Origin of the sequence: Burkholderia sp. S-53 (assembly GCF_025560745.1) — a bacterium.
GTDB classification, from domain to species: domain Bacteria; phylum Pseudomonadota; class Gammaproteobacteria; order Burkholderiales; family Burkholderiaceae; genus Burkholderia; species Burkholderia pyrrocinia.
This window is the reverse complement of sequence record NZ_CP090484.1, coordinates 1534478-1559110: the sequence shown is the minus strand read 5'-3', so window position 1 is coordinate 1559110 and position 24633 is coordinate 1534478. Positions and strand designations below refer to the sequence as shown.

26 protein-coding genes are annotated in these 24633 nt (G+C 64.8%); 15 read left to right on the top strand and 11 right to left on the bottom strand.

What is annotated here, in order from left to right:
• The 7 genes from LXM88_RS29105 to LXM88_RS29075 all read left to right on the top strand — a co-directional run bounded on the left by LXM88_RS29105 (position 1) and on the right by LXM88_RS29075 (position 7920).
• On the top strand, positions 1–807 hold the full coding sequence (locus tag LXM88_RS29105) for a hypothetical protein (protein WP_262546670.1): 807 nt from the start codon (positions 1–3) through the stop codon (positions 805–807).
• 136 nt (positions 808–943) lie between these two features.
• Positions 944–1510 (top strand): hypothetical protein, encoded by a 567-nt coding sequence (locus tag LXM88_RS29100; protein ID WP_262546668.1) that lies wholly within the window; start codon positions 944–946, stop codon positions 1508–1510.
• A gap of 33 nt (positions 1511–1543) precedes the next feature.
• Entirely contained in the window at positions 1544–2839 is a 1296-nt protein-coding gene (locus tag LXM88_RS29095) for a hypothetical protein (protein WP_262546667.1), read from the top strand.
• A complete protein-coding gene (locus LXM88_RS29090) occupies positions 2836–6378 on the top strand; it encodes an ImcF-related family protein (protein ID WP_262546665.1) in 3543 nt (1180 codons plus the stop codon). The genes LXM88_RS29095 and LXM88_RS29090 overlap by 4 nt, the downstream gene beginning before the upstream one ends.
• A gap of 16 nt (positions 6379–6394) precedes the next feature.
• A complete protein-coding gene (tssJ, locus tag LXM88_RS29085; protein ID WP_262546663.1) occupies positions 6395–6910 on the top strand; it encodes a type VI secretion system lipoprotein TssJ in 516 nt (171 codons plus the stop codon).
• 321 nt (positions 6911–7231) lie between these two features.
• On the top strand, positions 7232–7456 hold the full coding sequence (locus LXM88_RS29080) for a hypothetical protein (protein ID WP_262546660.1): 225 nt from the start codon (positions 7232–7234) through the stop codon (positions 7454–7456).
• A gap of 176 nt (positions 7457–7632) precedes the next feature.
• Entirely contained in the window at positions 7633–7920 is a 288-nt protein-coding gene (locus tag LXM88_RS29075) for a PAAR domain-containing protein (protein ID WP_083214497.1), read from the top strand.
• A gap of 79 nt (positions 7921–7999) precedes the next feature.
• On the opposite strand, the gene LXM88_RS29070 is transcribed toward LXM88_RS29075, so the two are convergent.
• The 3 genes from LXM88_RS29070 to LXM88_RS29060 are packed head-to-tail and all read right to left on the bottom strand — an operon-like array spanning position 8000 to position 10600.
• A complete protein-coding gene (locus LXM88_RS29070) occupies positions 8000–8179 on the bottom strand; it encodes a hypothetical protein (protein WP_262546658.1) in 180 nt (59 codons plus the stop codon).
• The gene (gene cydB, locus LXM88_RS29065) at positions 8151–9158 is read right to left on the bottom strand and encodes a cytochrome d ubiquinol oxidase subunit II (protein ID WP_262546656.1); all 1008 of its coding nucleotides are present in this window, start codon (positions 9156–9158) and stop codon (positions 8151–8153) included. The genes LXM88_RS29070 and cydB overlap by 29 nt, the downstream gene beginning before the upstream one ends.
• A 29-nt stretch (positions 9159–9187) precedes the next feature.
• A complete protein-coding gene (locus tag LXM88_RS29060) occupies positions 9188–10600 on the bottom strand; it encodes a cytochrome ubiquinol oxidase subunit I (RefSeq protein WP_262546655.1) in 1413 nt (470 codons plus the stop codon).
• 500 nt (positions 10601–11100) lie between these two features.
• Here LXM88_RS29060 and LXM88_RS29055 point away from each other — a divergent pair, with 500 nt between their 5' ends.
• The 3 genes from LXM88_RS29055 to ltaE all read left to right on the top strand — a co-directional run bounded on the left by LXM88_RS29055 (position 11101) and on the right by ltaE (position 13168).
• Positions 11101–11427: a hypothetical protein gene (locus LXM88_RS29055; RefSeq protein WP_262546652.1), complete on the top strand. Its 327-nt coding sequence runs from the start codon at positions 11101–11103 to the stop codon at positions 11425–11427.
• 13 nt (positions 11428–11440) lie between these two features.
• Positions 11441–11977, top strand: coding sequence for a YMGG-like glycine zipper-containing protein (locus LXM88_RS29050; protein WP_262546651.1), 537 nt, complete (start codon positions 11441–11443; stop codon positions 11975–11977).
• A gap of 177 nt (positions 11978–12154) precedes the next feature.
• Positions 12155–13168 (top strand): low-specificity L-threonine aldolase, encoded by a 1014-nt coding sequence (ltaE, locus tag LXM88_RS29045; protein WP_262546648.1) that lies wholly within the window; start codon positions 12155–12157, stop codon positions 13166–13168.
• Between the two features lie 32 nt (positions 13169–13200).
• On the opposite strand, the gene LXM88_RS29040 is transcribed toward ltaE, so the two are convergent.
• From LXM88_RS29040 to LXM88_RS29025, 4 genes are all read right to left on the bottom strand, one after another.
• Positions 13201–14109 (bottom strand): HTH-type transcriptional regulator ArgP, encoded by a 909-nt coding sequence (locus tag LXM88_RS29040; RefSeq protein ID WP_262546647.1) that lies wholly within the window; start codon positions 14107–14109, stop codon positions 13201–13203.
• A 50-nt stretch (positions 14110–14159) separates the two neighbouring features.
• The gene (locus tag LXM88_RS29035) at positions 14160–14465 is read right to left on the bottom strand and encodes a hypothetical protein (RefSeq protein WP_262546976.1); all 306 of its coding nucleotides are present in this window, start codon (positions 14463–14465) and stop codon (positions 14160–14162) included.
• 56 nt (positions 14466–14521) lie between these two features.
• The gene (locus tag LXM88_RS29030) at positions 14522–14659 is read right to left on the bottom strand and encodes a hypothetical protein (RefSeq protein ID WP_262547123.1); all 138 of its coding nucleotides are present in this window, start codon (positions 14657–14659) and stop codon (positions 14522–14524) included.
• A gap of 172 nt (positions 14660–14831) precedes the next feature.
• On the bottom strand, positions 14832–15434 hold the full coding sequence (locus LXM88_RS29025; RefSeq protein ID WP_262546645.1) for a hypothetical protein: 603 nt from the start codon (positions 15432–15434) through the stop codon (positions 14832–14834).
• 764 nt (positions 15435–16198) lie between these two features.
• Here LXM88_RS29025 and LXM88_RS29020 point away from each other — a divergent pair.
• From LXM88_RS29020 to LXM88_RS29005, 4 genes are all read left to right on the top strand, one after another.
• A complete protein-coding gene (locus LXM88_RS29020) occupies positions 16199–16459 on the top strand; it encodes a hypothetical protein (protein ID WP_262546644.1) in 261 nt (86 codons plus the stop codon).
• Between the two features lie 81 nt (positions 16460–16540).
• Positions 16541–16735, top strand: coding sequence for a hypothetical protein (locus LXM88_RS29015; protein WP_262546642.1), 195 nt, complete (start codon positions 16541–16543; stop codon positions 16733–16735).
• A 777-nt stretch (positions 16736–17512) separates the two neighbouring features.
• Complete coding sequence (locus LXM88_RS29010) at positions 17513–18583, top strand: MBL fold metallo-hydrolase (protein ID WP_262546639.1); 1071 nt, start codon at positions 17513–17515, stop codon at positions 18581–18583.
• Positions 18584–18707: 124 nt separating this feature from the next.
• A complete protein-coding gene (locus LXM88_RS29005) occupies positions 18708–19367 on the top strand; it encodes a glutathione S-transferase family protein (protein ID WP_262546637.1) in 660 nt (219 codons plus the stop codon).
• Between the two features lie 100 nt (positions 19368–19467).
• On the opposite strand, the gene LXM88_RS29000 is transcribed toward LXM88_RS29005, so the two are convergent.
• Together LXM88_RS29000 and LXM88_RS28995 are read right to left on the bottom strand one after the other, a co-directional pair.
• Positions 19468–20160: a phosphatase PAP2 family protein gene (locus LXM88_RS29000; RefSeq protein ID WP_262546635.1), complete on the bottom strand. Its 693-nt coding sequence runs from the start codon at positions 20158–20160 to the stop codon at positions 19468–19470.
• A gap of 427 nt (positions 20161–20587) precedes the next feature.
• The gene (locus LXM88_RS28995; protein ID WP_262546633.1) at positions 20588–21820 is read right to left on the bottom strand and encodes an MFS transporter; all 1233 of its coding nucleotides are present in this window, start codon (positions 21818–21820) and stop codon (positions 20588–20590) included.
• Positions 21821–21920: 100 nt separating this feature from the next.
• Here LXM88_RS28995 and LXM88_RS28990 point away from each other — a divergent pair, with 100 nt between their 5' ends.
• Complete coding sequence (locus tag LXM88_RS28990) at positions 21921–22904, top strand: LysR family transcriptional regulator (RefSeq protein ID WP_262546630.1); 984 nt, start codon at positions 21921–21923, stop codon at positions 22902–22904.
• A gap of 22 nt (positions 22905–22926) precedes the next feature.
• Here the strand turns inward: LXM88_RS28990 and LXM88_RS28985 are convergent, their stop codons facing one another.
• Entirely contained in the window at positions 22927–23565 is a 639-nt protein-coding gene (locus LXM88_RS28985; RefSeq protein WP_262546628.1) for a 2-hydroxychromene-2-carboxylate isomerase, read from the bottom strand.
• 143 nt (positions 23566–23708) lie between these two features.
• Positions 23709–24527, bottom strand: coding sequence for an IclR family transcriptional regulator (locus tag LXM88_RS28980; RefSeq protein WP_262546626.1), 819 nt, complete (start codon positions 24525–24527; stop codon positions 23709–23711).
• Positions 24528–24633: the final 106 nt, after the last annotated feature.

Below are 24633 nucleotides of genomic sequence, written 5' to 3'. Positions count from 1 at the left end.
ATGGCCGATATGTGGATCGATTTGGGTTCGGGCGTCTCGCAGGCGGCCTCCGAAGCCAGCTACACGTTGCAGCACTTTCCGCGCCGACTCGACATGATTCGCATCATGCGGATTCCTTTTTATGGCACAAGCGGGGCCATGATGGAAGCAGAACCCGGTCACTACTGGCTGGAGATTGATCACGGTGATCCGAAGATCCAGGAAAGCTATGGCTGGTATCCGGCAACGGACATCACCAATTCCGGCCCCATGGACAAGGTCAAATCCGGCGTGTCGATGTTCACGCCTTTCTTCGAGGTCGAAGGGTGTATTAATGGCGATTCGCCTGCTCGGCGCAAATCCCAACGGGAGCGCCACCGTTCGGGGATTGCCGGCGGTGGTATTGGTACCCAACCGTTTCCGTGGGATCCACATCACGGGGCGGCCGACGTGAAAACGATTCGTCACCCGTATGTTGGTGTGGGGGATGATCGTTCAGAAGACGAAATCCTGCAAGCGATCCGCGATTACGCTGCTCGGTACACGCAGACATCGAACGGGCGATGGACATTCAAGTTCGACGATCCGGCAGAAAACAACTGCCACACGTTTGTGTGGCAAACCCTGTACCACTGCGGGCTTATCGATGTCGAAATTCTTGATTCGTCGGTCGACCCGCATTTCGCCTCGATCTCGATGGGCGGGCAGCACACAAGCGCTATTGGCAAGGTTGTCGGATACATCCAGCGCCCGGAGTTCGTCGACTATCTGTCGTCAAAAGCGAAGGTCATTCAAGGGGTGCTGAGCAAGTATGGGCAGGCTAGGTGACACTTTGACATCCCGATTCGCCGCGAGAGTAGGCATTGTGACCTTCGTCGCGGTCGCTGCATTGGGATACCCGATTCTCAATATGTGCAGGTTCACGGGCTATTGCTCGGTGAACGGCCTCAAATGGATGTGGCATATGACACACAAGGACAAGTATGGATTGATCGGTCAGCACCTGGTGCCGGGCAAGGAATATTACTTTGAGGTTAAGCCGGCGTATTTTGATCGCGATTATCCTCAACACGCTCCAGTTTCTGCCCAGCAGATTGAGCCGCAGGATAAGGTGGTTATTAGCGCAGTCCGTTCGGATCAAAAGACAGATTGGGAGGTGGTCTACGAGAAAAATCGAGTTGCCTTCGATCAGCATCTTGATCTCCCTAAATTCGGAATTGTGGTTAACGGTGACTACTTTTTTTCGATAGATCCCAATGGGCAGTTGGGGAAGCAGATCACGATTGATGAGGCCATACGATTCGAGTCCTATGTCAAAGTCACAACCTATTTGCAGAAGGTGAAGGCAGCCGAACTTGTTCAGCGTACGCTCGAAAATCGAAATCGCTTTACGTATTGGCCAACGACGGGTTATCGCAAGGAGATGATCGGATTTAACCTTCAAGGTGGTCGGCGAGAAGATTGGCACGAATGCTACGCCGAATCGAACGGCGATCACACGCCGTGCCCTGATTCGTCGAAAGAGCCCTGATACATTGCACCGCGACCCGCCTCGCTGATCCGTATGCCTGTTGATTTTTCGACATTGCCGCCTGAGGTAGTCTCAGACGCAAAACCGCCGCGGCCGATTGTCTGGTTTCTGCTGGCTATGATCATCATCGCTGGCGGTGCCGCGCTGGTGTTGTGGTTGTGGCCCAAGGGAACGTCAACACACGATTGGCAGTTCTGGACGTGGGTGATCGCAGTACCCTCGCTGGTGTATGCGTTGCTTTTCGCCGCGCGATGGCATCTTTACGAACAGGCGCTCGCGCAGGTTGAGGCGTTCAACCGCCAGCGCAGGAGCGTCGTCGTTCACAACACCGCGTTCGCGCAACGGCCGCTCGCGTTACTGGCATCCGCCTACGTTACTGCGATGGGCGAACAGGATGTCGCAAAACGTATTATCCAGCACGAGTCCATGCTGGGATTCCGGCCTGTTCGTGGGATAGGTTCATCGGTCAGTCATACGGCAATCGTCGCGCAGAAACGGGAAGGACGCGAAACCGAGCAACGCCGCACGCGCCGTGATGCTTTTCCTCTCACCAACGACGACCTTCTCGAGTTGTTTGGCAAGCTGATAACGCGTATGCAGCCGACGCTTGCGGCATTGCCGTCGCAAATCGTGCTGCCTGTTCAACTGGTCGTTACGGGGAGCGAATATCCGCTCGATATCGCCAAACAGTGGGAAACAGCATGGCGCGCTTTCGGTTTAGGGGAGTTCGTGCTCAGTTCCCAGTCCAATGAGCAGGGGCTGATGACATTGGACGCGTGGCTTGACGAATCCGATGGTGCGCGACGCAACCGAGTCGCGCTATATGTCAACGTTCAGTTTCGCGATGACCCGCCAGACAACGGTGCGGAAGCCGCGACGGCGATGCTGGTCGCATGGCCGGACATGGCCCATCGCCTGAAGCAACCTGTCCTAGCCTGGCTACACCGTCCTGTACGTTCGATAGCGGACGGATTCGGCGTGACGCTTGGAACAGCGTTGACGTGGGGCGCGGTTTCGTCTGTGAACGAAACCCACGCATGGGCAAGCGGGCTCGAAGCCGATGGCCGGGAATGTCTGGCACATGCATTCAAACAGTCGGCGACAGAACCGACGAGCGGCGACGAAAACGCGGTGATGACAGCAAATATCGACACGTCACTGGGAATCACGGGACACGCTGCCGGGTGGCTTGCATGCGCATTAGCGGCTGAAAACTTTGCTGCTACGGATCGACCGCAATTGATCGCCACCCAAGATGGCAACGGTCTGGTTTATGCGGTCGTGCGCAAATCTTCCCTTCAACAACCAGAAGGCATGCAACAGTCATGAGTGAGCAGTCAACCCCTCGTCGAACCAAAGGCTTCCGCGCATTCGTCATTCTCTTGACGATCCTTGCCAGCGTACTGGCGCTGCTGATGGCTGACCAATGGCGCCTGTCCGGCAACGGGCGACTTGGATGGGCGTTTGCGCTAATTGCTGTCGTGGCCCTCATCCTGATCCTCATCGAGCCCTTGATCCATTCATCCTGGGACTGGATTTACGGACGCGCATTTCAGAGTGAGAAGCGTGGCCTTGAGCCTCAACGGAAAAATCTGAAGCGCGACGCGCGTCTTCAATACCTGTGTGACGAATTGCGGGCATCGCGCGGCTGGTTCTGGCGTTACCGTATGCCGTGGCTGATGGTATGTGGCGCGGACGATCTGACCGCTTCGGTGGCGCCCGGGTTGAAGCAGGCTGGTGTCCTTCCCGTCGGCAATGCAATTCTCGTTCACCCTGCGCCGGATGGCGTCGAGGTGTTTCAGTGGCGGAGGCAGATCCGGAAACTGCGCCGACGTGGGCCTGTCGACAGCGTAGTTCAGGTCGTGCAATTGGACGGAGACGGCCGCCCTGACAGCGAACTGCCGCACACGCTCGCCACCCTGGCGACGGATTTCGGCTGGGCCGCGCCCGTCACGTTTCTGCATCCGGTGCAGGCTGAGGGCGACCAGCCCGATACGTTTGAGGTGATCGGTGCATTCGGCGGCACGTCACGCAAGGGCGGGGAGCAGACGAGAGTGTTGCGCGATCAGCTTGCCATGATCGAAGTGAATACGGCCAATGTGGGAATCCGGTTGGGCTGTGCGCCCACGCGCATGACCTGGCTCTTGAAGGTGTCCGCCTACATCGGCCAGCAGCACGAGCACATCGTCGCGGGATGGGAAGTGCTGCTCGCCTCGCACCGGCTGCGTGCGCCACTATCTGGCGTCGTGTTCGTGCCAGTGTTTGGTACTGAAAAGCCGGAGAGACAGGCTATTCAACGGGGCGCAACGGAAAACCTGCGATCGCCGACAACGACAGCTCCTGGAGCGTGGCCCGATTCTGCGGCGAGCCAACCTGTCGCGCTACTCCCCGTGTGGCATGCGATCGCCAGCCGGCGCGGCGTCGGCCGCCGGGTCGGGTTCTACTGGCCCAACGCGCTGGCGAAGCTCGTCGCGGTCGCAGCGATCGCGTGGTGTGTCTGGATGACAGTCTCCTTCATCGGCAACCGGCAGTTGATGCGGGAGGCGCGCGCCGCTGCGGACGCGGCAGTCGATGCCCGGCCACAGACAGCGCAGGCGTGGCGCGCCCAAGTGGTGCTGCAGCAACTGATGGAAAAGCTCGAATACCGCCAGCAGCACGGCGCACCGTGGTACTTGCGCGGCGGCCTGTCGCGCAACGACGAAGTCCTCGCGGCACTCTGGCAGCCGTACCGGATTGCCGCGACCCGCAACCTGCAGGCGCCGGTGGTGAAGTCGACCGAAGACCTGCTCAAGTTTGCGGGTGAGGCGCGCGCCGATGCGCTGCAATCGCAGGACGCGCGCAGCAGCACATATAACGCGCTCAAGACCTATTTGATGCTCGCCGATCCGCGGCGCGCTGATCCTGCGTTCCTGAAACGCCTATTCGTGGCGCTGTGGCCGAAGCCGGTTGAGATTCCGGTCGGCGAGCGTGACGATACCGGCCGGCGGCTCGCCGGCTTTTACGCGGATCACCTGAAAGCGCATCCCGAATGGCGGATCGCGCTGGACGACGGCCTCGTGACGTCGACCCGCAACATGCTGGTCACGCAGATGGGTCTGGCTTCGGCCGACGATACGGTGTACCAGCGCATCCTCGACGAGGTCAAAGGCAAGTACGCGGACGCGTCGCTCGACACGCTGCTGAATCGCGCCGACGCCCATGGACTATTCACGACGTCGCAGACCGTGCCGGGCATTTACACGCGCGCCGCGTGGGACGGCATGATCGCCGCGGCGATCGACAAAGCGTCAAGCGAGCGCCGCGTGAGCAGCGACTGGGTGCTGACGGACGCGCAGTCGACACAATCGATCGACAACACGCCGTCATCCTCCAACGGAGCTTCGTCCGGGGCACTTGGCGCGATTCGCGCTCAGGCGGCCATCGACGAAAAGCACGCGGCCGACGCACTGAAACAGCGGTTGACAACCCGCTACTTCGCGGAGTACACGGCTGCCTGGCAACGCATGCTCAACAGCCTCCAGTGGCAGCCGGCGTCGAACCTGACCGGCGCAATCGAACAGCTTGCCAGGCTGGCCGACGCGCAGACCTCGTCGCTGATCGCGCTGATGAAATCGGTGCAATATCAGGCACAGGCGGGTCGTCCGTCGCAGGCGCTGAGCGACACGCTGGTGCGCAAGGCGCAAAGCCTGATCGGCAACGACGATTCAACAGCCGCATCTACCGTCAACCCACTCGACAAGCCGTTCGGCCCGCTGCTTGCACTGATGGGCGACACCGGTGCCACACCGGTGAGCGGTAATGACAAGGGCAACGCGACGGCCGATATCGCACTGAACGGTGTGAGCCTGTCGCGCTATCTGACAGCGGTGACGACGATGCGTTTGAAGTTGCAGCAGATCGCCAGCGGCGCCGACGCGCAGGCGATGGCTCGCTCACTCGCGCAGGCGGTGTTCCAGGGCAAGCTGTCGGAACTGTCGCAGGCCCGCGACGACGCAGCGCTCACGGCCGCCAGTCTTGGCTCCGCGTGGTCGGGCTTTGGCGATGCCGCATTTGCGCAGCCGCTCGAGGCCGCGTGGCAGACGATCCTGCAGCCGGCCGCGGCGAGCCTGAACGAAGCATGGCGCGCGAGCGTCGCCGCGCCGTTCAACGCGGCGATGAGCGGTCGGTACCCGTTCTTCGACACGCAGGCCGATGCGTCCTTCGCCGAGCTCGGCCGCTACGTGCGGCCCGATACCGGCCTGATTGCGCGCTTCGTCTCGACGCAACTGGCTGGCGTGCTGAAGCTCGAAGGTGATCACTGGATACCGAGCGAACTGGCGCCGCAGGCGCTGCAATTCGATCCAAAGTTCCTGGCCGGCATCAGGCTGCTGTCGACGGTCGGCGCGCAGCTTTATGCACGCGGCGACGCGGGCGAGCGCATCGACATGATGGCGCTGCCGGTGCCAAACGTGACACGCTCGGAGTTGTCGATCGACGGCAAGCAGATCGTCAATTTCAACCAGCAGGAAAGCTGGACGCCGTTCACGTGGCCCGGCAATGGCCTGACCGGGCGCGCCAGCCTGACGTGGCAGACGGTCGATGTCGGCTTGCGGCAGGCGTTCGATGCGACGGGAGACTGGGCATTCCTGCGACTGCTGAGTAAGGCCGACGTCAAGCCACTCGACAGTACCCGCTACCAGCTTGCATGGAACGTGGCGAACGGCGAACCGCTGCGATACGTGCTGCGCACGCAGCTCGGCGCTGGCCCGCTTGATCTGCTCAAGCTGCGCGGTTTCCGGATGCCCGAGCGGATCTTCACGGTCGGCAAGACCGGCGTCATGCCGGCGTTCCCGTCCCTTCCCCCTTTGCCGCTTGAGTTTCAGCCATGAAAGGAGAGCAAACCTGATGAATGGCGTACGTACAACCCTGCGCCTGCTGGCTTGTCTTTCGCTGGTGGCACTGGTGTCGGCCTGCGGCGCATGGCAATCGGTAAAGGATACGACCGTCGACGCGACGCGTGCGGTGTTCATCGCCAAGGTCAAGCAAATGAACCTCGTGATCGTGAGCCGCAGTGCACTCAATCCGGATGAGCGCGGAGTGGCGCTGCCGGTCGTGATGCGCGTCTACCAGCTCAGGGATTCGAAGGCGTTCGAAACGGCCACCTATGCGCGTTTGCTCGACGGCACGAGCGATGCGCTGAAGGCAGATGTGCTCGCCGAGGCTGAAGTGATGCTCGGTCCAGACGCGACCGTCAAGCTATCCGAACCGATGGCCGACGACGCGAAGTTTGTGGGTGTCGCAGTGTTCTTCCGCAATCAGTCGAACGCCGAGTGGCATGTGCTGGTTCCGAAGTCGCTATGGAAGAAAACTGATCCCGTCAAGCTTGTCGTGACGGGCAACCGGATGGAGCTGACGCAATGAACAAGGTGCTCTTCGACCCGGAAATGGCCAGTGCCGTTGACGACGCGCTTTGGGCGCATGTCGGTGGTTGGTCACCACGGTCGGCGTGTATCTGTTCGACACCCGTGTCGGATTGCGACGCGACCTCGTGTTTATTCCGGTTGGCGTAGGCACGGATACACGTCCCGACCAGTGCGATCTTCCCGTCATTTTCCGGTTTATTTTTAACGACAAGAACGATTCGTTGATGGCACATGTGGCCAATACGTCGAGGGAGGCCGTGTTAGAGGCCGAGGATTTGAAGCCGGTGATGGAGATGTGCATCAAGGTGATGCCGGCGCCGTGCAGATCGACGAGATGCGCGGTGACGACACGATGGCGCGCCTGACGCGCGTCGTTAACCGAAAAGCCTTACGCCTCGAGCGTCGGCTCGCGAGCCGCTACAACCGGGTCATCATTGGTCCGGCGCGCATCGAGCAGTGCCGGGCGGCGCAGTTTCACCGCACTGTCGACGCGGGCATCTGCGCATGCGGCCGCATGGGCCGCAAAACAGTCTGCGCAAGCTGATCTTCATCCCGCAACACTGATCCGGGTGGATCGGCTGGGCCACGACGCGCGGCGTGCTACGGAAGTCTGACCCGATATCCTTGGGAAGTGCTGCCGGATCGGGCATCCCGGTGCTGATCAACTGCCAACTGACCAATCCGCGGTGGCGGTGCAATGTAACTATCTGGAGAAATGGAATGAGGCGTTACGACATTCGGCGCGGCGATACGACGACGGGCAACGGCCGGGTTGAAACCCGCCCGGAATCCGACACGATCGACGGGCTCCTGGTCGCTTATGAGCGTGACCGGGTGTGGTGCAATGCCTGCAAGACCATGGGATACATCGAGTGCGTCGGCCCACGCGTCGCCACGACGGGACCGGACGGACGGCAGCAGGCGCTCAGCGATGATCTGTGTCGTTGCAAATGCACCCCTAGCCCAAGACTGATTGCGTCGCAGACACGCTCGTACTGCGATGTGTAACCGTCGCGCGCGGTACACGGTCCCGCGTCTTCATTGGCAGACGGTCCATGCTCGAACCCGGGCCTGTCTGCAGCTGGCTTTACTTCACCGCAAACAGCGTCAGGTTCATGAAGATCTTGAACGCATAGCCGAGCGTGACGGCGCCGGCCACGCCGCCCGCCCACAGGACGACGAACCACATCCAGCCGCGCATCCGCGGCCGCGGCGCCACGGGCGGGCGAGCGGCGGAATCAGTGGTGGTAGTAATGCTGGTCTTCATGGCGCACCTTGCCTCGGAATACCCAGTAACCCATCGTCGTGTAGGCGATGATGATCGGGAGGATAACCGCTGCGCCGACCAGCGTGAAGGTCTGGCTGGAACGCGGCGCGGCCGCTTCCCAGATCGTCATCGTCTGAGGAATCGCATACGGGAACAGCGTGACGAGCAGGCCGACGTAGCCGAGCAGCACGAGCGCCAGCGCAAGCACGAACGGCGTCATGTCGTGCCGGTCGCGCACCGCGCGACGCATCCACACCGCGCACCCGGCGACCAGGAACGGCACCGGCAGCAGGCGCCAGAACAGCCCCGAGTCGAACCAGCGCTGCGCGATGGCCGGATCCTGCAGCGGCGTCCACAGGCTGATCACCGCGATGAAGCCGAGCAGCACGACGGTCAGCGGCCACACGACCCGATGCAGCCGGCGCTGCAGGTCGCCTTCGGTCTTCGCGACGAGCCAGCAGCAGCCGAGCAGCGCATAGGTCACGATCAGGCCGAGGCCCGTCAGCAGGCTGAACGGCGTCAGCCAGTCGAATGCGTCGCCCGCGAACACGCCGTCCTTCACGTCGATGCCCTGCAGGAACGCGCCGAGCGCGATGCCCTGGAACAGCGTCGCACCGGCCGAGCCGCCGATGAACGCGAGATCCCACAGGTGCTTCGTGCGCCGCGCCTTCGCGCGGATCTCGAACGACACGCCGCGGAAGATCAGGCAGACCAGCATGAAGATCAGCGGCAGGTACAGCGCCGACAGCACGGTCGAATAGACGATCGGGAATACCGCGAACAACCCGGCGCCGCCGAGCACGAGCCACGTCTCGTTGCCGTCCCACACGGGGGCGACCGTGTTCATCATCAGGTCGCGTTCCTTCTCGTCCGGAAAGAACGGGAAGACGATGCCGATGCCGAGGTCGAAGCCGTCGAGCACGACGTACATGAAGAGCCCCAATGCGATGATCGCGGCCCAGATTACGGTGACGTCCATAGGTTTTCTCGTGTGCGGATGGGGTGGGCTCAGACGGTCTCGATCAGCTCGTCGACGGCCGACATCGGGCGGCGCGCGGTGTGATCGGGGCGCGTGTCGGGCGTGTCGTCGTGCTTCACGTCGGGCAGCGCGGGGCCGGCCTTCATCAGCTTCAGCATGTAGTACACGCCGGTGCCGAACACGAGGAAGTACACGATCACAAAGGTCATCATCGACAGGCTGACCTGCTGCACCGACAGCGGCGACACGGCCTGCGCGGTGCGCATCACGCCATACACGACCCACGGCTGGCGGCCCGCTTCGGTCGTCACCCAGCCCGCGAGCAGCGACACGAAGCCGGTCGGGCCCATCACGAGCGCGAAACGCTGGAACCACTTCGATTCGTACAGGCGGCCGCGGCGGCGCAGGAACCACGCGAGCGCGGCGAGGCCGATCATCGCGAAGCCGAGGCCGACCATGATCCGGAAGCTCCAGAACACGACGGTCGAGTTCGGGCGGTCCTGCGGCGGGAATTCCTTCAGCCCGCGGATCTCGCCGTCCCAGCTGTGCGTGAGGATCAGGCTGCCGAGGTGCGGTACCTTCACCGCGTAGTGCGTCGTTTCCGCCTTCATGTCCGGAATCCCGAACAGGTTGAGCGGCGTGCCGCCCTTCTCGGTTTCCCACAGCCCTTCGATCGCAGCGATCTTCGCGGGCTGGTGCTTCAGCGTGTTGATGCCGTGCTGGTCGCCGATCACGGCCTGCAGCGGCGCGAGCACGAGCAGCAGCCACAGCGCCATCGAGAACATCTTCTTCACGCTCTTGTCGCGGCGGCCCTTCAGCAGGTGCCACGCGGCGGTCGCGGCCACCACCAGCGCGGCGACGATGAACGCGGCGATCGCCATGTGGAACAGGCGGTACGGGAACGACGGGTTGAAGATGATCGCGAACCAGTCGGTCGGCACGACGCGGCCGTCGACGATCTCGAAGCCCTGCGGCGTCTGCATCCAGCTGTTCGACGCGAGGATCCAGAACGTCGAGATCAGCGTGCCGACCGCGACCATCAGCGTCGCGCCGAAGTGCGCGCGCGGGCTCACGCGGTTCCAGCCGAACAGCATGATGCCGAGGAAGCCGGCCTCGAGGAAGAACGCGGTCATCACCTCGTACATCAGCAGCGGCCCGGTGACGGCGCCGGCGAAGCTCGAGAAGCCCGACCAGTTGGTGCCGAACTGGTAGCTCATCACGACGCCGGAGACGACGCCCATCCCGAACGCGACCGCGAAGATCTTCGACCAGAACAGACAGAGGGTTTTGTAGTACTGCTTGCCGGTCTTGAGCCAGCGATATTCGAGCACGGCGATGAAGCTGGCGAGGCCGATGCTCAGCGCCGGAAAGACGATGTGAAAGGAGACGGTGAACGCGAATTGCAGGCGGGCCAGATCGAGGGCCGAAAGTGCGGTGTCCATACCAGATGACCGAAGCTGACGATACCCGCCGGCGGGTGCCGGCGGACCCGGCCGACAGGCGGCGGGGTTGGCTGGAGTATGTGCCGCGATGTTGCACCGCGAAATGCGCCAACTCGTCGCAGATGTCCAGCCCGCCGCCCACGATTTCGGGATAAATCGTTGATTCGTATCAAGAAGGCCGTTCGCAGCGCGTGCGGCCGCGGCGTGGCGGTCTGACGCACGTGCGTCAATATGGCGCGTCGCGTCATCGGAACGGTTCGATGCGCACGCCCGTACCGCGCGGATCCCCCCGGCGTGCCGCGGTGCGCGGCCGATCCGTTTCGACGCGTTAGCCCGTAACGCCGGCGACCGCGCGGGTGGGGGTGGCAGGTCGGGTCTGTCACATTGGTAACGTCGCGCAACATTCGCGCATCCGCTCGTAATGGATGCCGGATTGCGCACGGCGTAGCGTTCGGGGTGTCGGGTTCGTATCGACGAACCGGTCTGCCGGAGAACGTGACGTGAATGGATTGAAGCTCGCGCTGGGCGCAGCCGCCGCGGTGGCGCTCGCGACGGGCGGCGTGGCGCATGCCGCCCGGGTCGGGGTCTACATCGGCCCCGGCTACCCGTATTACTACCCCGTCGTTCCTGCGCCGTATTACTACCCGCCGCCCGTCGTCGCGGTGCCTGTCGATCCCGGCCCGCCGACCGAGTACGTCGAGAAGGGGCAGCCGCGGGACGAGGGCGACGCGAACCTCTGGTACTACTGCGACGCGTCGCGACACTACTACCCGTATGTGAAGACCTGCAAGTCGGGCTGGCGATCGGTGCCGGCGCGGCCGCAGTGACGGAGGCGCGACCATGAAATCCGCATTTCGACCTTTGTGCGTGCCGGTCGCGCTGGCGCTGGCCGGCCTCCTTGGCGCGTGCGCATACATGCCGACCGGGCCGAGCGTGATGGCGCTGCCCGGCACCGGCAAGTCGTTCGACCAGTTCCGCGCCGATGACGGAAGCTGCCGCCAGTACGCATTCGAACAATCGGGCGGCGTGAGCGCCGGACAGGCATCGACCGCGAGCGCGGTCGGCAGCGCGGCCGTCGGCACCGCGCTCGGCGCGGCGGCCGGCGCCGCGTTCAACGGCGGTACCGGTGCGGCCGTCGGCGCCGGTGCGGGGCTGCTCGCGGGCAGCGTCGTCGGCGCGGGCGCCGCGCAGGGCTCGGCCTACGACATCCAGCGCCGCTACGACTACGCGTACCTGCAATGCATGTATGCGACAGGCAACCGCGTGCCGGTGCCGGGCCGCATGAGCGGCGGCGGGGGCGGCGGATATGGCGGCGCGCCGCGCGCGGCACCGCCGATGCCGCCGGCGGGTGTCCAGCCTCCGCCGCCGCGGTATTGACGGGGCGTTCGCCCGTCGTGCCGGCGTGTCGCGCATCGCACGCGCCGGTGGCCGCCGGCGCATGCGCGATCGACACTCGACCGTCGGCACGCGCTGCGTGAATTGCGTACACTCTGAGTCTCGTTTCGGCAGGGCCGGGCGCATCGGTTCCGGTCCGCGTTCACTCAGGGCACGAAGATGATCGATTTACGCAGCGATACCGTGACACGTCCGAGCCAGGCGATGCTGGCCGCCATGACTGCCGCCGAAGTCGGCGACGACGTATGGGGCGACGACCCGACCGTGCTGCGCCTGCAGGCGGTCACGGCCGAGCGGGCCGGCAAGGAAGCCGGCCTGTTCTTCCCGAGCGGCACGCAGAGCAACCTGGCCGCGCTGATGTCCCATTGCGAACGCGGCGACGAGTACATCGTCGGCCAGCTCGCGCACACCTACAAGTACGAAGGCGGCGGCGCGGCCGTGCTGGGCAGCATCCAGCCGCAGCCGATCGAGAACGCGCCGGACGGCACGCTGCCGCTCGCGAAGGTCGCCGCGGCGATCAAGCCGATCGACAATCACTTTGCCCGCACACGCCTGTTCGCGCTCGAGAACACGATCGGCGGGCAGGTCCTGCCGGATGCTTATGTGCAGGAAGCCGTCGCGTTCGCGCGCAGCCGCGGGCTGTCCACGCACCTCGACGGCGCGCGCGTATGCAACGCGGCCGTCGCGTCGGGGCGCCCGATCGCGGAGCTGTGTGCGCCGTTCGATACCGTATCGATCTGCTTCTCGAAAGGGCTCGGCGCACCGGTCGGTTCGGTGCTGGTCGGCAGCCGTGCGCTGATCGAGCGCGCGCAGCGCTGGCGCAAGGTGCTCGGCGGCGGGATGCGGCAGTCGGGCATTCTCGCGGCGGCGTGCCTGTATGCGCTCGACCACAACGTCGAGCGGCTCGCGGACGATCACGCGAACGCCGCGCATCTCGCGGCAGGCCTCGCGCGCATCGAAGCCGTGAAGGTGATGTCGCATGCGACGAACATGGTGTTCGCGCAATTCCCCGAAGCCGATTGCGCGCCGCTCGAGGCGTGGCTCAAGGAGCGCGGGATCCTCACGCAGATGCTGTACGCGTCGCGCTTCGTCACCCACTGCGACGTGTCGCGCGCGGACATCGATACGTTCCTCGACGTGGTCGGCGCGTATTTCTCGCAGCGGCGCGCGTAATCGCCGCGAGCCGGGCTTGTCACCGGCTCATGTCATGTCGGCAGCGGCGCGAGCAACCGGCGCGCCGCCTCGACCACCCGCGCGGACAGCGACGCCATCGTCGGCGACTGCACGGTCCACGCGTGCCAGTACAGCGTAACGTCGGTCGGATGCGCGGGCGCGAGATCGACGAGCCCCTGCGTGTCGAGCGGCGCGGTGCCGATCAGCGGCTCCGGCACCATCGCGTAGCCGAGCCCGTGCCGCACCGCCGCGAAGTGCGAATGGGTGCCCGGCACGTAGTGGCACGGGTACGCGCCTTCGGGTAACCCGAACTTCTCCCTCAAGAACGACGACTGCAGCGTGTCGCGCCGCGAATACGCGACGACGGGCGCGTTGCGCGCGCTCGCGCGGTTCAGCCCGCGCGGAAACCAGCGCATCGCGAACGCGGCGGCCGCGAGCAGCCGGTAGCGCATCGTGCCGAGCGGTGTCGCGATGCAGCCGCGCATCGGCTTCGGCTCGGTCGTCACGCAGCCGACGGCCATCCCGCTTTCGAGCAGCGCGAACGTGTGATCCTGATCCTCGACGATCAGCTCGAACAGGATCCGCTCGCCCGCGAGCACGGAGGTCAGCGCGGGCAGGAACCACGTGCCGAGGCTGTCGGAGTTCAGCGCGATCGTTACCGAGATCGGCGATTCGCGCTCGGCCGCGAGCGTGTTTTGCAGGTCGGCCTGCAGCAGCGCGACGCGGCGCAGGTGCTGCAGCACGCGCTGCCCGGCCACCGTCGGGCGACACGGCCGCGTGCGCAGCACGAGCGGCGTGCCGAGGCTCGCCTCCAGCGCGCGGACCCGCTGCGTGACGGCGGATGCGGTCACGTGCAGGCGCACGGCCGCCTGCTCGAAGCTGCCCGTATCGGCGACGGCCAGCAGCGCGGCGGCCTGCTTCGGATCGATCGTCAGCGACATGGATCAGACGGACCGGGACAGATTGTGATGTTCAAAACGATGAAGCCCCGCTAGTCATGGCGTTGCGGCCGATTATGACGCGTGGCGATCGATTGTGACATCGAAATCGGTCCCGCCCTGGGACCAAACCGTGACCGATTCGGCGTGTTGGGCCAGATGGTCCGGCGCGCAAGGTGCGCATGGCGGAGAACCCTGTCGCGACTCGACCATTCACCCGGTTCCTTCAGTCGCTCAGGCGGTGTGCCGCTCTGAACGTGCAAGCTAGCCCAGGTGTGCCGCACGTCGTGGAATCGAAAATTCTCGACGTTCGCCCGCGCACATGCGGCGACCCATGGCTCTCGATCACGCGACGTGATCCGCTTGCCGTTGCGGACGAATACAAACCGGCGAGGCTTGCCGATCTGCTTGCGGATCAGTCCGATCGCGCAATCTGCGCGCGCGGATTTCCCGTTCGGCCCGCCCGCACGATCTCTTTGTCGATCTTGCTCGACAAGCGGCGCGGCGGGGCGCGGTATTTCAGCGTGTCGGCTTGTTCGAGGTACGCGATCATGCGCGTGGCGCGCCGGTACCTGCTCGATGTCCCGGGAGAAACAGCCGCACAGGCTCAGGCGAGTGCTCGCGTGCACCCGAAAACTCGGGATCCGGCGCTGGCCAAAGCGCGGAATGTGCGACGACAGGATGCGCACTGCCGCGAGCAGTGCGCATCCGTCGGGTGTCGGCGATCAATAGGCCGCAACCTTTTCAGTGTTCCGTCGTTCAACGGACGTCCTGGATTTCGCCACTGCCGTGATAAGCAACATGGCGGCGATCCCACCGGCAACCAGTACCGGGTAAGCCGCCAGGATCTGGATCAACGAATACTTCCAGCTCAACGGGCGCCCGACGCCAAGCATTGCCGCATAGAACCACGAGACGGCGGAAATCACGCCCGCGAAAATGGCAAGCATGCGCCGTTCGAAGGAAAGCTTCAGCAAGGATCCCGCTTTCTGCAAGGCCGGGAGGACAGCGGAGTGCAAGGCGATACCGTTGAAGGTCAGCAAGGCGACGATGCCGATCTTGGCCTGCAGCTTGGGATTGCCGAGATACGTGAGACCCTGGGTCCGCATATCGAACGCAATGATCGCGACGCCGGTGATCCAAAGCACCGTCAGCGCCAACGTGATGGTGCGCTGCAGGCTGGGCAGGTGGACCTGCGCAAGATCGGTAGGGGCGTCAGAATTCAAAAGTCGCTTGACCATGGCGATGTCACTGGTCATCACGAGACCAATCGCGACACAGCAGGCTATGAGATGAACAAAGACGATTCCCATTCGTACGAATTCCATTTTCTGTCCTTTTTCGGCGCGTTGCGCAAAGTTGAGTTGTACCGTCGCAAATCTGGGTGAATCTGGGCGATACATTCAGGAGTACGACGCAAATTTCAAAATTCGATCGTGGATTCCACTGTCAAGCTGGCTCCAGTTCGGCGTGACATGAACAACTCGGTGAGCCCACTACGGCGCGTCGGGTTCCAACGGGCCGCAGGTAGTCGAATCGATACCCATTGCGAGTTCGACCGCTTGATCAAGCCCGCACAGCGTGCGGACTTGCAGTGTCGGATGGCTGACCACCCAGGTATCCGGCATGTTGCGATTTGTAGAATGAAACGTCGCCCGACTGCCGGATGCTGCCGAACGACCAGCGAAATTTAAAACAGCACGCCCTGACGAATCAACTCGACTTGTTACGAAATGCAAAGAGCGTAACGAGCGAGAAATGGGGTGGGAGAAGGGTCCGACCCGGGCGCGAATTCCGTCAAGCTGGAGTATGTCGAATTGTTCTGACTTGGATTCGGGCACTGATTGACGAGTCACTTCCTTTTACATTTGATCGGTAAATACTAACGGGGTCGCAGTTCACAATGCACGTCGCGAAACTTTCATATGTGGAATAGAGAAATTCCGGCCACTCGGAATAATATCGAATATCGATATTTTCAGACGAAACACTGACAGCATCGGGCATTGATGTGCTGATTGACACCTGAAAATCTGCACGGTTTGCCGAGAGATCTCCCGTCTCTTCCTTTGCGTCACGCCGTCTTGCCGGGTTGAGCGTCGGAACTACCGGTACCGGTGGAAATGAAGAAGCTGCCCGAGTCGAGACGGCCAGAATTGGATGCCCCGGATTTTTTTGGGGCATGATTCGCCAGGTGACTGAAAAAACAGAACAAGAAATCGAAATGGATCATGCGGTCGATTGGAAGAAAATCGCAGACGGCTGGCAACAGGTAAAAATCGCGGACGTCAAAAATGCAAAACACTCTGATCGCCCGGAGTCATTTCCATGCTTTATGAATAATTTTCGATAAAAATCGAGAAGCCCTGCCGGATCTGAAATTGTCGTTGATAGCGGCTGAAGAAGTCGAGCTTCATTCTCAACGAGCCGGTCCTTGGTCAGTTCGAGCGGTCGCCATACATCAGTGATCGCACCGCATTACACGCTGTTTTCCGGTTCGATCCATATCGAGGAGACGCAGCGGGTCGACGGCACGCATCCGCTGGCAGTGTCACCCGACACCGACAGCTGCAGAACGCCGAATGTCCGCAAAGCAATCTGCAGCTGCCTCGTCAAGGCCGGTTTCTGAGGGGCTGTTAAGGCCGAGGATCGGTCGACGTGCGCTTATGGACGAACGGCCGCTGTATCTTGCAAACCGCCGTCAAGGTAGCGCCGGATCGAAGGTCTGATGTGGGTTGGTCGCAGCCGTTGCAGACATTCCGTGCCGCAGGATCGGGCAGTGCTTTCCGATCGACGCAGAAGCACATGAGGCGAACATCGCCATTCCGGTCCGATTCGGAAGATCTTGCATTCGTGCGCTGGGTGGTGTGACAAAACAGCGCACGCGATAAAAAACGATAGTCTGGAAATTCCAGTGGAAATCAGATAGCCCGCGTTTGGGTCGGTGCGAGATTAATTATTAAAAATCAGATGTTTACACGTCTTTTTCCGTGATCGATCATCAGCGACATGTCGACGGAATTCCTGTGAACGGGGACGAGAACAGGCCGCAGCGTAAGGCAGCGCACGCCGCCGTCCGGACGCGGCGAATCGTCCCGCCGCGCGCCATTCGTCATCGGAATCGGTTGCCGTGTATGGGACGCCGGCGGCGCATGCATTTTGATCTACGCTATAGGAACGCGCGAAACGCGGCAGGCGCGATGCCGGTTGCCCGGCGGCGATGTCATCATGCCGACGTCGATGCCGGACGACGATGCGCAGCAGACGCAGCCGTGAACTTCCGGATCATGCGGTGCGGCAGGCATACGGACGGGGCGGCACTCGCGCCTGCTGGCCCGCGCGTCCGCGACGCACGGCTCGTGAGCCGCACAACACCAACCTGAACTGGCGACGGAGAGACTTCGCGATGATCTTCCGGCAACTTTTCGACCCGCAATCGTCGACCTACACGTATCTGCTCGCCGACCGCGGGACGCGCGAAGCGCTGCTGATCGATCCGGTGTTCGAGCAGGTGCGCCGCGACGTGGCGCTGCTCGACGAGCTCGGATTGCGGCTCGTCGCGACCGTCGACACGCACGTGCACGCCGATCACGTGACGGGCGCGTGGCTGCTGAAGCAGCGCACGGGCAGCGCGATCGCGATCTCGGCCGCGAGCGGCGCGCAGGGCGCCGACCGCTACCTGAACGACGGCGACCGCTGCGCATTCGGCTCGCGCTACCTGACCGTGCGCGCGACGCCCGGCCACACGAGCGGCTGCATCAGCCTCGTGCTCGACGACGAATCGATGGCGTTCACCGGCGACTGCCTGCTGATCCGCGGCACGGGCCGCACCGACTTCCAGCAGGGCGACCCGCGCGCGCTGTATCGCGCGGTGCACGGCCGGCTCTTCACGCTGCCGGCCGCGTGCCTGCTGTATCCGGCGCACGACTATCGCGGGCTCACGGTGACGAGCGTCGGCGAGGAGCGGCGCTTCAATCCGCGTCTCGGCGGCGATCTCAGCGAAGACGATTTCGCCGGCTACATGCGCAACCTCGGGCTCGCGCACCCGCGCCAGATCGACGTCGCGGTGCCGGCGAACCTGCAGTGCGGCGTCGCCGCGAACGCGCCCGAAGCGCAGGCGGCGCCCGACTGGGCGCCGCTCGTCTATACGTTCGCCGGCTTCTGGGAAATCGATCCGCAATGGCTCGAGGATCACCTGCCGGCGGTGCAGGTCGTCGACGTGCGCGAACCGGACGAATTCACGGGTCCGCTCGGCCACCTGCCTGGCGCGATGCCGATTCCGCTCGGCGACCTGGCCGCGCGCACTGGCGAGATCGCGCGCGACCGGCCGGTCGTGACCGTGTGCCGGGCCGGCGGGCGGTCCGCGCAGGCGAACGTGATCCTGCTGAAGGCCGGCTTCGACGCGGTCGCGAATCTCGGCGGCGGGATGCTGCGCTGGCGCGCCGAAGGGCGCGTCGTGAAGGACGGCCGGTCGTAGCGCCCGAGGCCGCGCGAAAAATTTCCGGACCGATGTCGAAACGGCCGGTCGCCGTTCGTCGTCAAGGTATCCGAGATCATGTGGCGCCGCATGACGCGGCGCCGAAACCCTGAGAGACCACGCGATGATGCCGACGCTTTACGCCCATCCCTTTTCGTCGTACTGCCAGAAGGTGCTGACCGCGCTGTACGAGAACGGCACGCCGTTCGAATACCGCTTGCTCGCGCACGACGATCCGAAGCCGATGCAGGAACTGACCGCGCTGTGGCCGCTGAAGCGTTTTCCGGTGCTTGTCGATGCGGGCCGCACCGTGATCGAGGCGTCGATCATCATCGAGTATCTCGGCCTGAACCATCCCGGCCCCGTGCGCCTGCTGCCCGACGATCCGCACGCGGCGCTGGAGGTGCGGATGATGGATCGCTTCTTCGACAACTACGTGTCGACGCCGCAGCAGAAGGTCGTGCACGACGCGCTGCGGCGGGAAGCCGAGCGCGATGCACGCGGCGTCGCCGATGCGCGCGCGATGCTCGATACGTCGTATGCGTGGCTGGACAGGAAGATGGCCGATCGCGAATGGGCGGCCGGCGACCGCTTCAGCCTCGCCGATTGCGGCGCGGCGCCGTTCCTGTTCTACGCGGACTGGACGCACCGGATCGATCCGTCGTTCCCGAACGTGATTGCGTATCGCAAGCGTCTGCTTGCGCGGCCGTCGTTCGCGCGAGCGGTCGACGAGGCGCGGCCGTTTCGCTCGTTCTTCCCGCTCGGCGCGCCCGATCGAGATTGATCGGCGCGGCCGCGGCGCGGCGTGCCGACACTGCGCACGGCCGGCAGCGCGTGCCGGGGCGACGGAAGGAAAGCAGCGGGAGCATCGCGGCGCCTGCCCGTCACATCGTGTGCGTGGCCGACTGCGCGAGCGTCAGCAGTTCGTCGAACTGCGTGATCAGCTCGAAGCACAGCAGGAATGCGAGCGTATAGGCCGGCGCGGGGAAGCGCCGGATCATTTCCAGTACCTGCGGCGCGAAGCGCGACCGGATCGCGTCGCGCGTCAGCAGCCACGCGATCGCGATGCCGATCGCGGCGCCCGCGATCAGGTCGGTCGGGTAGTGAAAGCCGAGATACGCGCGCGGCAGGCAGATGAACACGACGGAATACAGCAGCGCGACCACGCCGACGCGTCGCGCGATGATGAAGATGCCGGTCGCGATCGCCATCCACAGCATCGCGTGATCGCTCGGAAACGAACTCCACGCCTGCAGCGTCGCCGCGCGCAGTCCGGCCGACGGGAAGTGCAGGTGCAGGTCGGGGTTGTAGATCGGCCGTACGCGGAACGGCAGCACCTGCGCGAGCAGCCGGCCGAACGCGAGCGCGATGAGACCGCTCGCGACCGTTGCGATAACCAGCTCGCGTTGGCGCTCGCGGTTCGGGCCCGGCTGGAACCACAGCCAGCACAGCACCGGAATGAGCACGAAGCCCTTGAACGTGTAGAGGCCTGCGACCACGCGGATCACGTGATTCATCAGCGGGCCGAACGTCATGTGGGTGAGGAAGATCTGGATCGTGGTGTCGAAATTGTTCATGTTCTGTGCCCCCGGCGGACGCGCAGCACGAGGCGCGCGCCCGGCAGGATCTGAAAGCGCGCTCGCACCCGAGCGCAACGGGGGGCAAGTATGTCACCCGTTATTTCGAAGAAAATCCGAAAAAATACCGGGAATCCCCTGATAAAACGGGGCTGTGAGGTGGGGCCGGATGGGAGCGCGCCGAGCGGCGGGGTACGGTCGAATCGTCCGACGTTTGTGCGTCGATGCGCGCGGTCGCCGGAAAAATATTTGGTTGAACTGGACAATTCCGCAGGCCGGTGCGGACCTTGCGCCGGATGAACGATTGCGGGTCATGCGCTGTGCGAATCTGTCAGGCCGTGCGGCATGATGCGTGCGCCGGTCGAAAATAAAAGAAAAGGCGGGCAAGCCCTGTGGGCCTGTCCGCCTTGGCTGCGCGGTGCCGAGTTCAGTTGCGCCAGACTCGCGCGGCGAGCGCGGCCAGCGACGTCGCGACGGCAAGTGCGGTCACCGCATTCCAGCCCAGTTGCGCGAGCAACAAACTGCCGATCGCGGCACCGGCTGCCATCCCGATGAACATGCCGACGAACAGCACCGCATTGAGGCGGCTGCGCGACGCGGGATCGATCCGGTAGACGATTGCCTGGTGCGCAATCAGCGTTGCCTGCACGCCGAGATCGAAGCCGATCGTCGCGACCGCGAGCAGCACGAGCTGCGCATGCGGCGGCATCAGCGGCGCGGCGGCCATCGACGCGAACGACAGCGTCGCGATGCCGATGCCGATGCGCGTGACGCGCTCGGGGCCGTGATGGTCGGCCAGACGTCCGGCGATGGGCGCAGCCAGCGCGCCGGCGGCACCCGCGAGGCCGAATGCACCCGCGGCCGCGCTGCCGAGGTGGAACGGCGCGCCGTGCAGCATCACCGCGAGCGTCGACCAGAACGCGCTGAACCCGATGGCCAGCAGCCCTTGCGCAAGCGCGGCGCGGCGCAGTGCCGGATGATCGCGCCACAACGCGCCGAGCGAGCCGATCAGCGCGCGATACGGCAGGCGTGTGGTCGGTTCGAAGCGCGGCAGCCCGCGCGCGGCGACGATGCCGATCGCGGCGACGCTGGCGGCCGCGAGCGCGAACATCGCGCGCCAGCCGGCCGTGTCGGCGACGAAGCCGGCCACGACGCGCGACAGCAGGATGCCGAGCAGCAGCCCCGTCATCACCGTGCCGACGATGCGGCCGCGATGCGTGTCATGTGCGAGCGTCGCGGCCGCCGGCACGACGTCCTGCGCCATCGTCGCGGCGAGGCCGATCGCGAAGCTCGCCGCGAGCAGTGGCCCGAGCGACGGCGCGACGGCGGCGAGCAGCAGTGCGACGACCAGCGCGGCGGCCTTGGTCGCGATCACGCGGCGCCGGTCGAAGCGGTCGCCGAGCGGCGCGAGCAGCAGGATGCCGAGCGCATAGCCGAGCTGCGTGAGGGTCGGCACGAAGCCGATCGCGCGCGCCGACGCGCCGAGATCGGCCCCGAGTGCGCCGAGCATCGGCTGCGCGTAGTAGAGCGGTGCGACACCGAGGCCGGCAGCCGCCGCGAGCAGCAGCACGAGCCGGCGATCGGGCATCGAATGGGCGGCCGGGTGGGCCGCGGTGTGCGCCACGCGGGGCGCGGCGTTGAGACGGGTCGGAGTGGACATGGCGTGCATCCTGGGTTGGATAACGGATGGACGCGAGTGTGGCGGCGCGCGGCCGACGACGGTAGTGCCGCCTCGCGAAGATTTGTTATACGCTTCACGCATGAACGAAAAATCTTCCGTCCTTCCCGCTGCTGGCGGCTCGCCGCGCATTCAGGCGGTGCCGGTGGACGGCGCCGGCTATCGTTTCGAGCTGATGGAAACCTTCGTACGCATAGTCGAGGCCGGCAGCCTGTCGGCCGCCGCCGCACAACTGCATACGACGCAGCCGACGATCAGCCGGCGGCTGCAGGCGCTCGAACGCTCGCTCGGCATGCGGCTGCTGCAACGGACGACGCACACGATGCGGCTGACCGTCGACGGCGAGCGCTGTTTCAAGCGCGCGAAGGAGCTGCTGGCAAACTGGGCGGCGTTCGAGGCCGATCTGCGCGGCGCGCAGGAGGAGCCGGACGGGCTGCTGCGGGTCGCGGTACCGCACGCGTTCGGGCAGGAGCGTTTCGTCGGGCCGCTCGCGCAGTTCCTGCGCGACTATCCGCGCGTGTCGGTCGAGTGGCTGCTGCAGGACGATGTACGGGATTTCGTCGGCGGCGGCATCGATTGCGCCATCGTGGTCGGCGAGCCGACTGATCCGTCGGTCGTCGCGATCCGGCTGACGAAGGTGCCGCGTTTCGTGGTCGCCGCGCCGTCGGTGCTGAACGGCGCCGACCTGCCGGCCGACCCCGACGCGCTGGCCGCTTTGCCATGGCTCGCGCTGCGCACGTATTACCGCACCGAGCTGGCGCTGACGCACGCCGTCACCGGCGACACGCGGCGCATCGCGATCCGCCCGCGCATCACGACCGCGAACCTGTACGCGCTGCGCAGTGCGGCGCTGCTGGGCGTCGGCGCGTGCGTCGGTTCGACATGGATGCTGGCCGACCACCTCGCGCGCGGCGAACTCGTGCACCTCGCACCCGAGTGGCAGGCCGCGCCGCTGCCCGTCTACCTGGTCTATCCGCATGCGCAGTTCTACCCGTCGCGGCTCGTGCGGTTCGTCGCGATGATGCGCGAGGCCGTGCCGGGGCTCGTCGAAGGGCGCGAAGGCTGACCGGGGCAACGCGGGCTGCCGGTCAGCCGCGCCGGATTCCTTCCGGCAGCGCGCTGATGCGGCGCACCTCGGGCGAGTCGAGCCACGCGCGGGACGTCGCGCAGTCGGCGAACATGTCGGTCGCATCCTCGCCCCAGAACAGGTCGCCGTCGAGTTCGAAGGTCGGCACGCCGAATACGCTGTGCGCGATAGCGTGATCGGTGTTCGCGCGCAGCGCGTCCTTCACCGGCTGCGCTTCGACGGCCGTCACGCCTTCCGGAAAGCCGACGGCTTCACACAGCGCGGCGAAGCCTTCCGGCGTCGACACGTCATGGCCATCGCGCCAGATATGCCGGAAGATCCGCTGGATCGCATCGAGCGAACTGCCCATCGCGATCGCGAGGCGCAGCGGCTTGATCGGGTTGAACGGGTGTGCCGGCGGCATCCGGAACGGGATGCCGAGCTTGTCCGCGCGGTATTGCGCATGGCGATAGGTGAAGATGCGTTTCGCCGCGATCTCCGCCGGTGCCTTTTGCCCCCAGTGCGCGAGCAGTGCGCCGAGCACGATCGGCCGCGGCTCGAACGCCGCGGCGGGCGGCAACCGGTCGAACCGTTCCTGCTGCAGGTAGGCGAACGGCGAAACGAAATCGAAATACCAGGTGGCGGTGCGCGCGGCGTTCATGGCGGATGCCCCTCTTGTGCATGGCCGGTTGACGGTTGCACGCATGGTGCGCGCACAGGCGGCGTGCGATGCGTGCATCGGCGGCCAGTGTCGCACGCGGCCGCCTTTTGCGCTGTCGCGCCGCCGGACGCGCGCGCGGCCGGCTACGACTCCGCGCGGTCGTCCGCTGCCGACGCGAGCCGTGCGAGGCTGTCGCGCACCGCGGCCGCGTCGTAGCGTGCGCCTGCGCCGCCGAGTGCGACGGTCGCTTTCTGCGCGAGCGGCAGCAGCATCGCGAGTGCCGCCGCCATCGTCGGCGCGGCGGCGAGCCGCGATATCGGGCCCGACACCGTCAGCGCGCCGACGCATTGGCCGGCAGCATCGAACACGGGCGCGGACGCCGACGCCGTCTCGGGGTCGCGCTCGCCGTACGACGCGGCCCACAATTGTTCGCGCACGTCGTTCCAGCGTGCGTCCTGCGTGTCGGTGAACGCCAGCAGCACCTTCCCGGACGCGCCCTGGCGAACCGGAAACTCCTCGCCGACCCGAATCGACACGCGCACCGCGCGGGCGGGCTCGACGCGGTAGAGCACCGAGCGCATGTCGCCCTGGCGCACATAGAACGACGCCGTTTCCCCGAGTTCGCGGCTCAGCGTCTCGAGCAGCGGCTCGACCACCGGGCCGACCCGGAACGAGCGCTGGTACAGCGCGGCGAGCCGCAGCGGCTCGTGTCCGACCGCGTACTGGCCGTCGTCGAGCTTGCGCATGAAGCCGCCATGTTCGAGCGCGGCGAGCAGACGCAGGATCGTGCTCTTGTACAGCCCGGTGCGGCGCGACAGCTCGGCGAGCGACAGCCGGTCGTCGGTCGGTCCGAATGCACGGAGGATCGCGAACGCGCGGTCGAGCACGGCAACGCCGCTGGAGGCTTCCTCGGCCGACGAATCGGGCCCGTCACCGGCGTGATCTGCTTGAGTCGTAGGCACTGCCTGCTTCCTTCGGATGATGGTCGGCCGACTATATCGTTCTGCCTGATAGAACTCAAGTTCCAGAAAATCGCAATTTCACGGGTATACCCCGCTTACAGCTCAT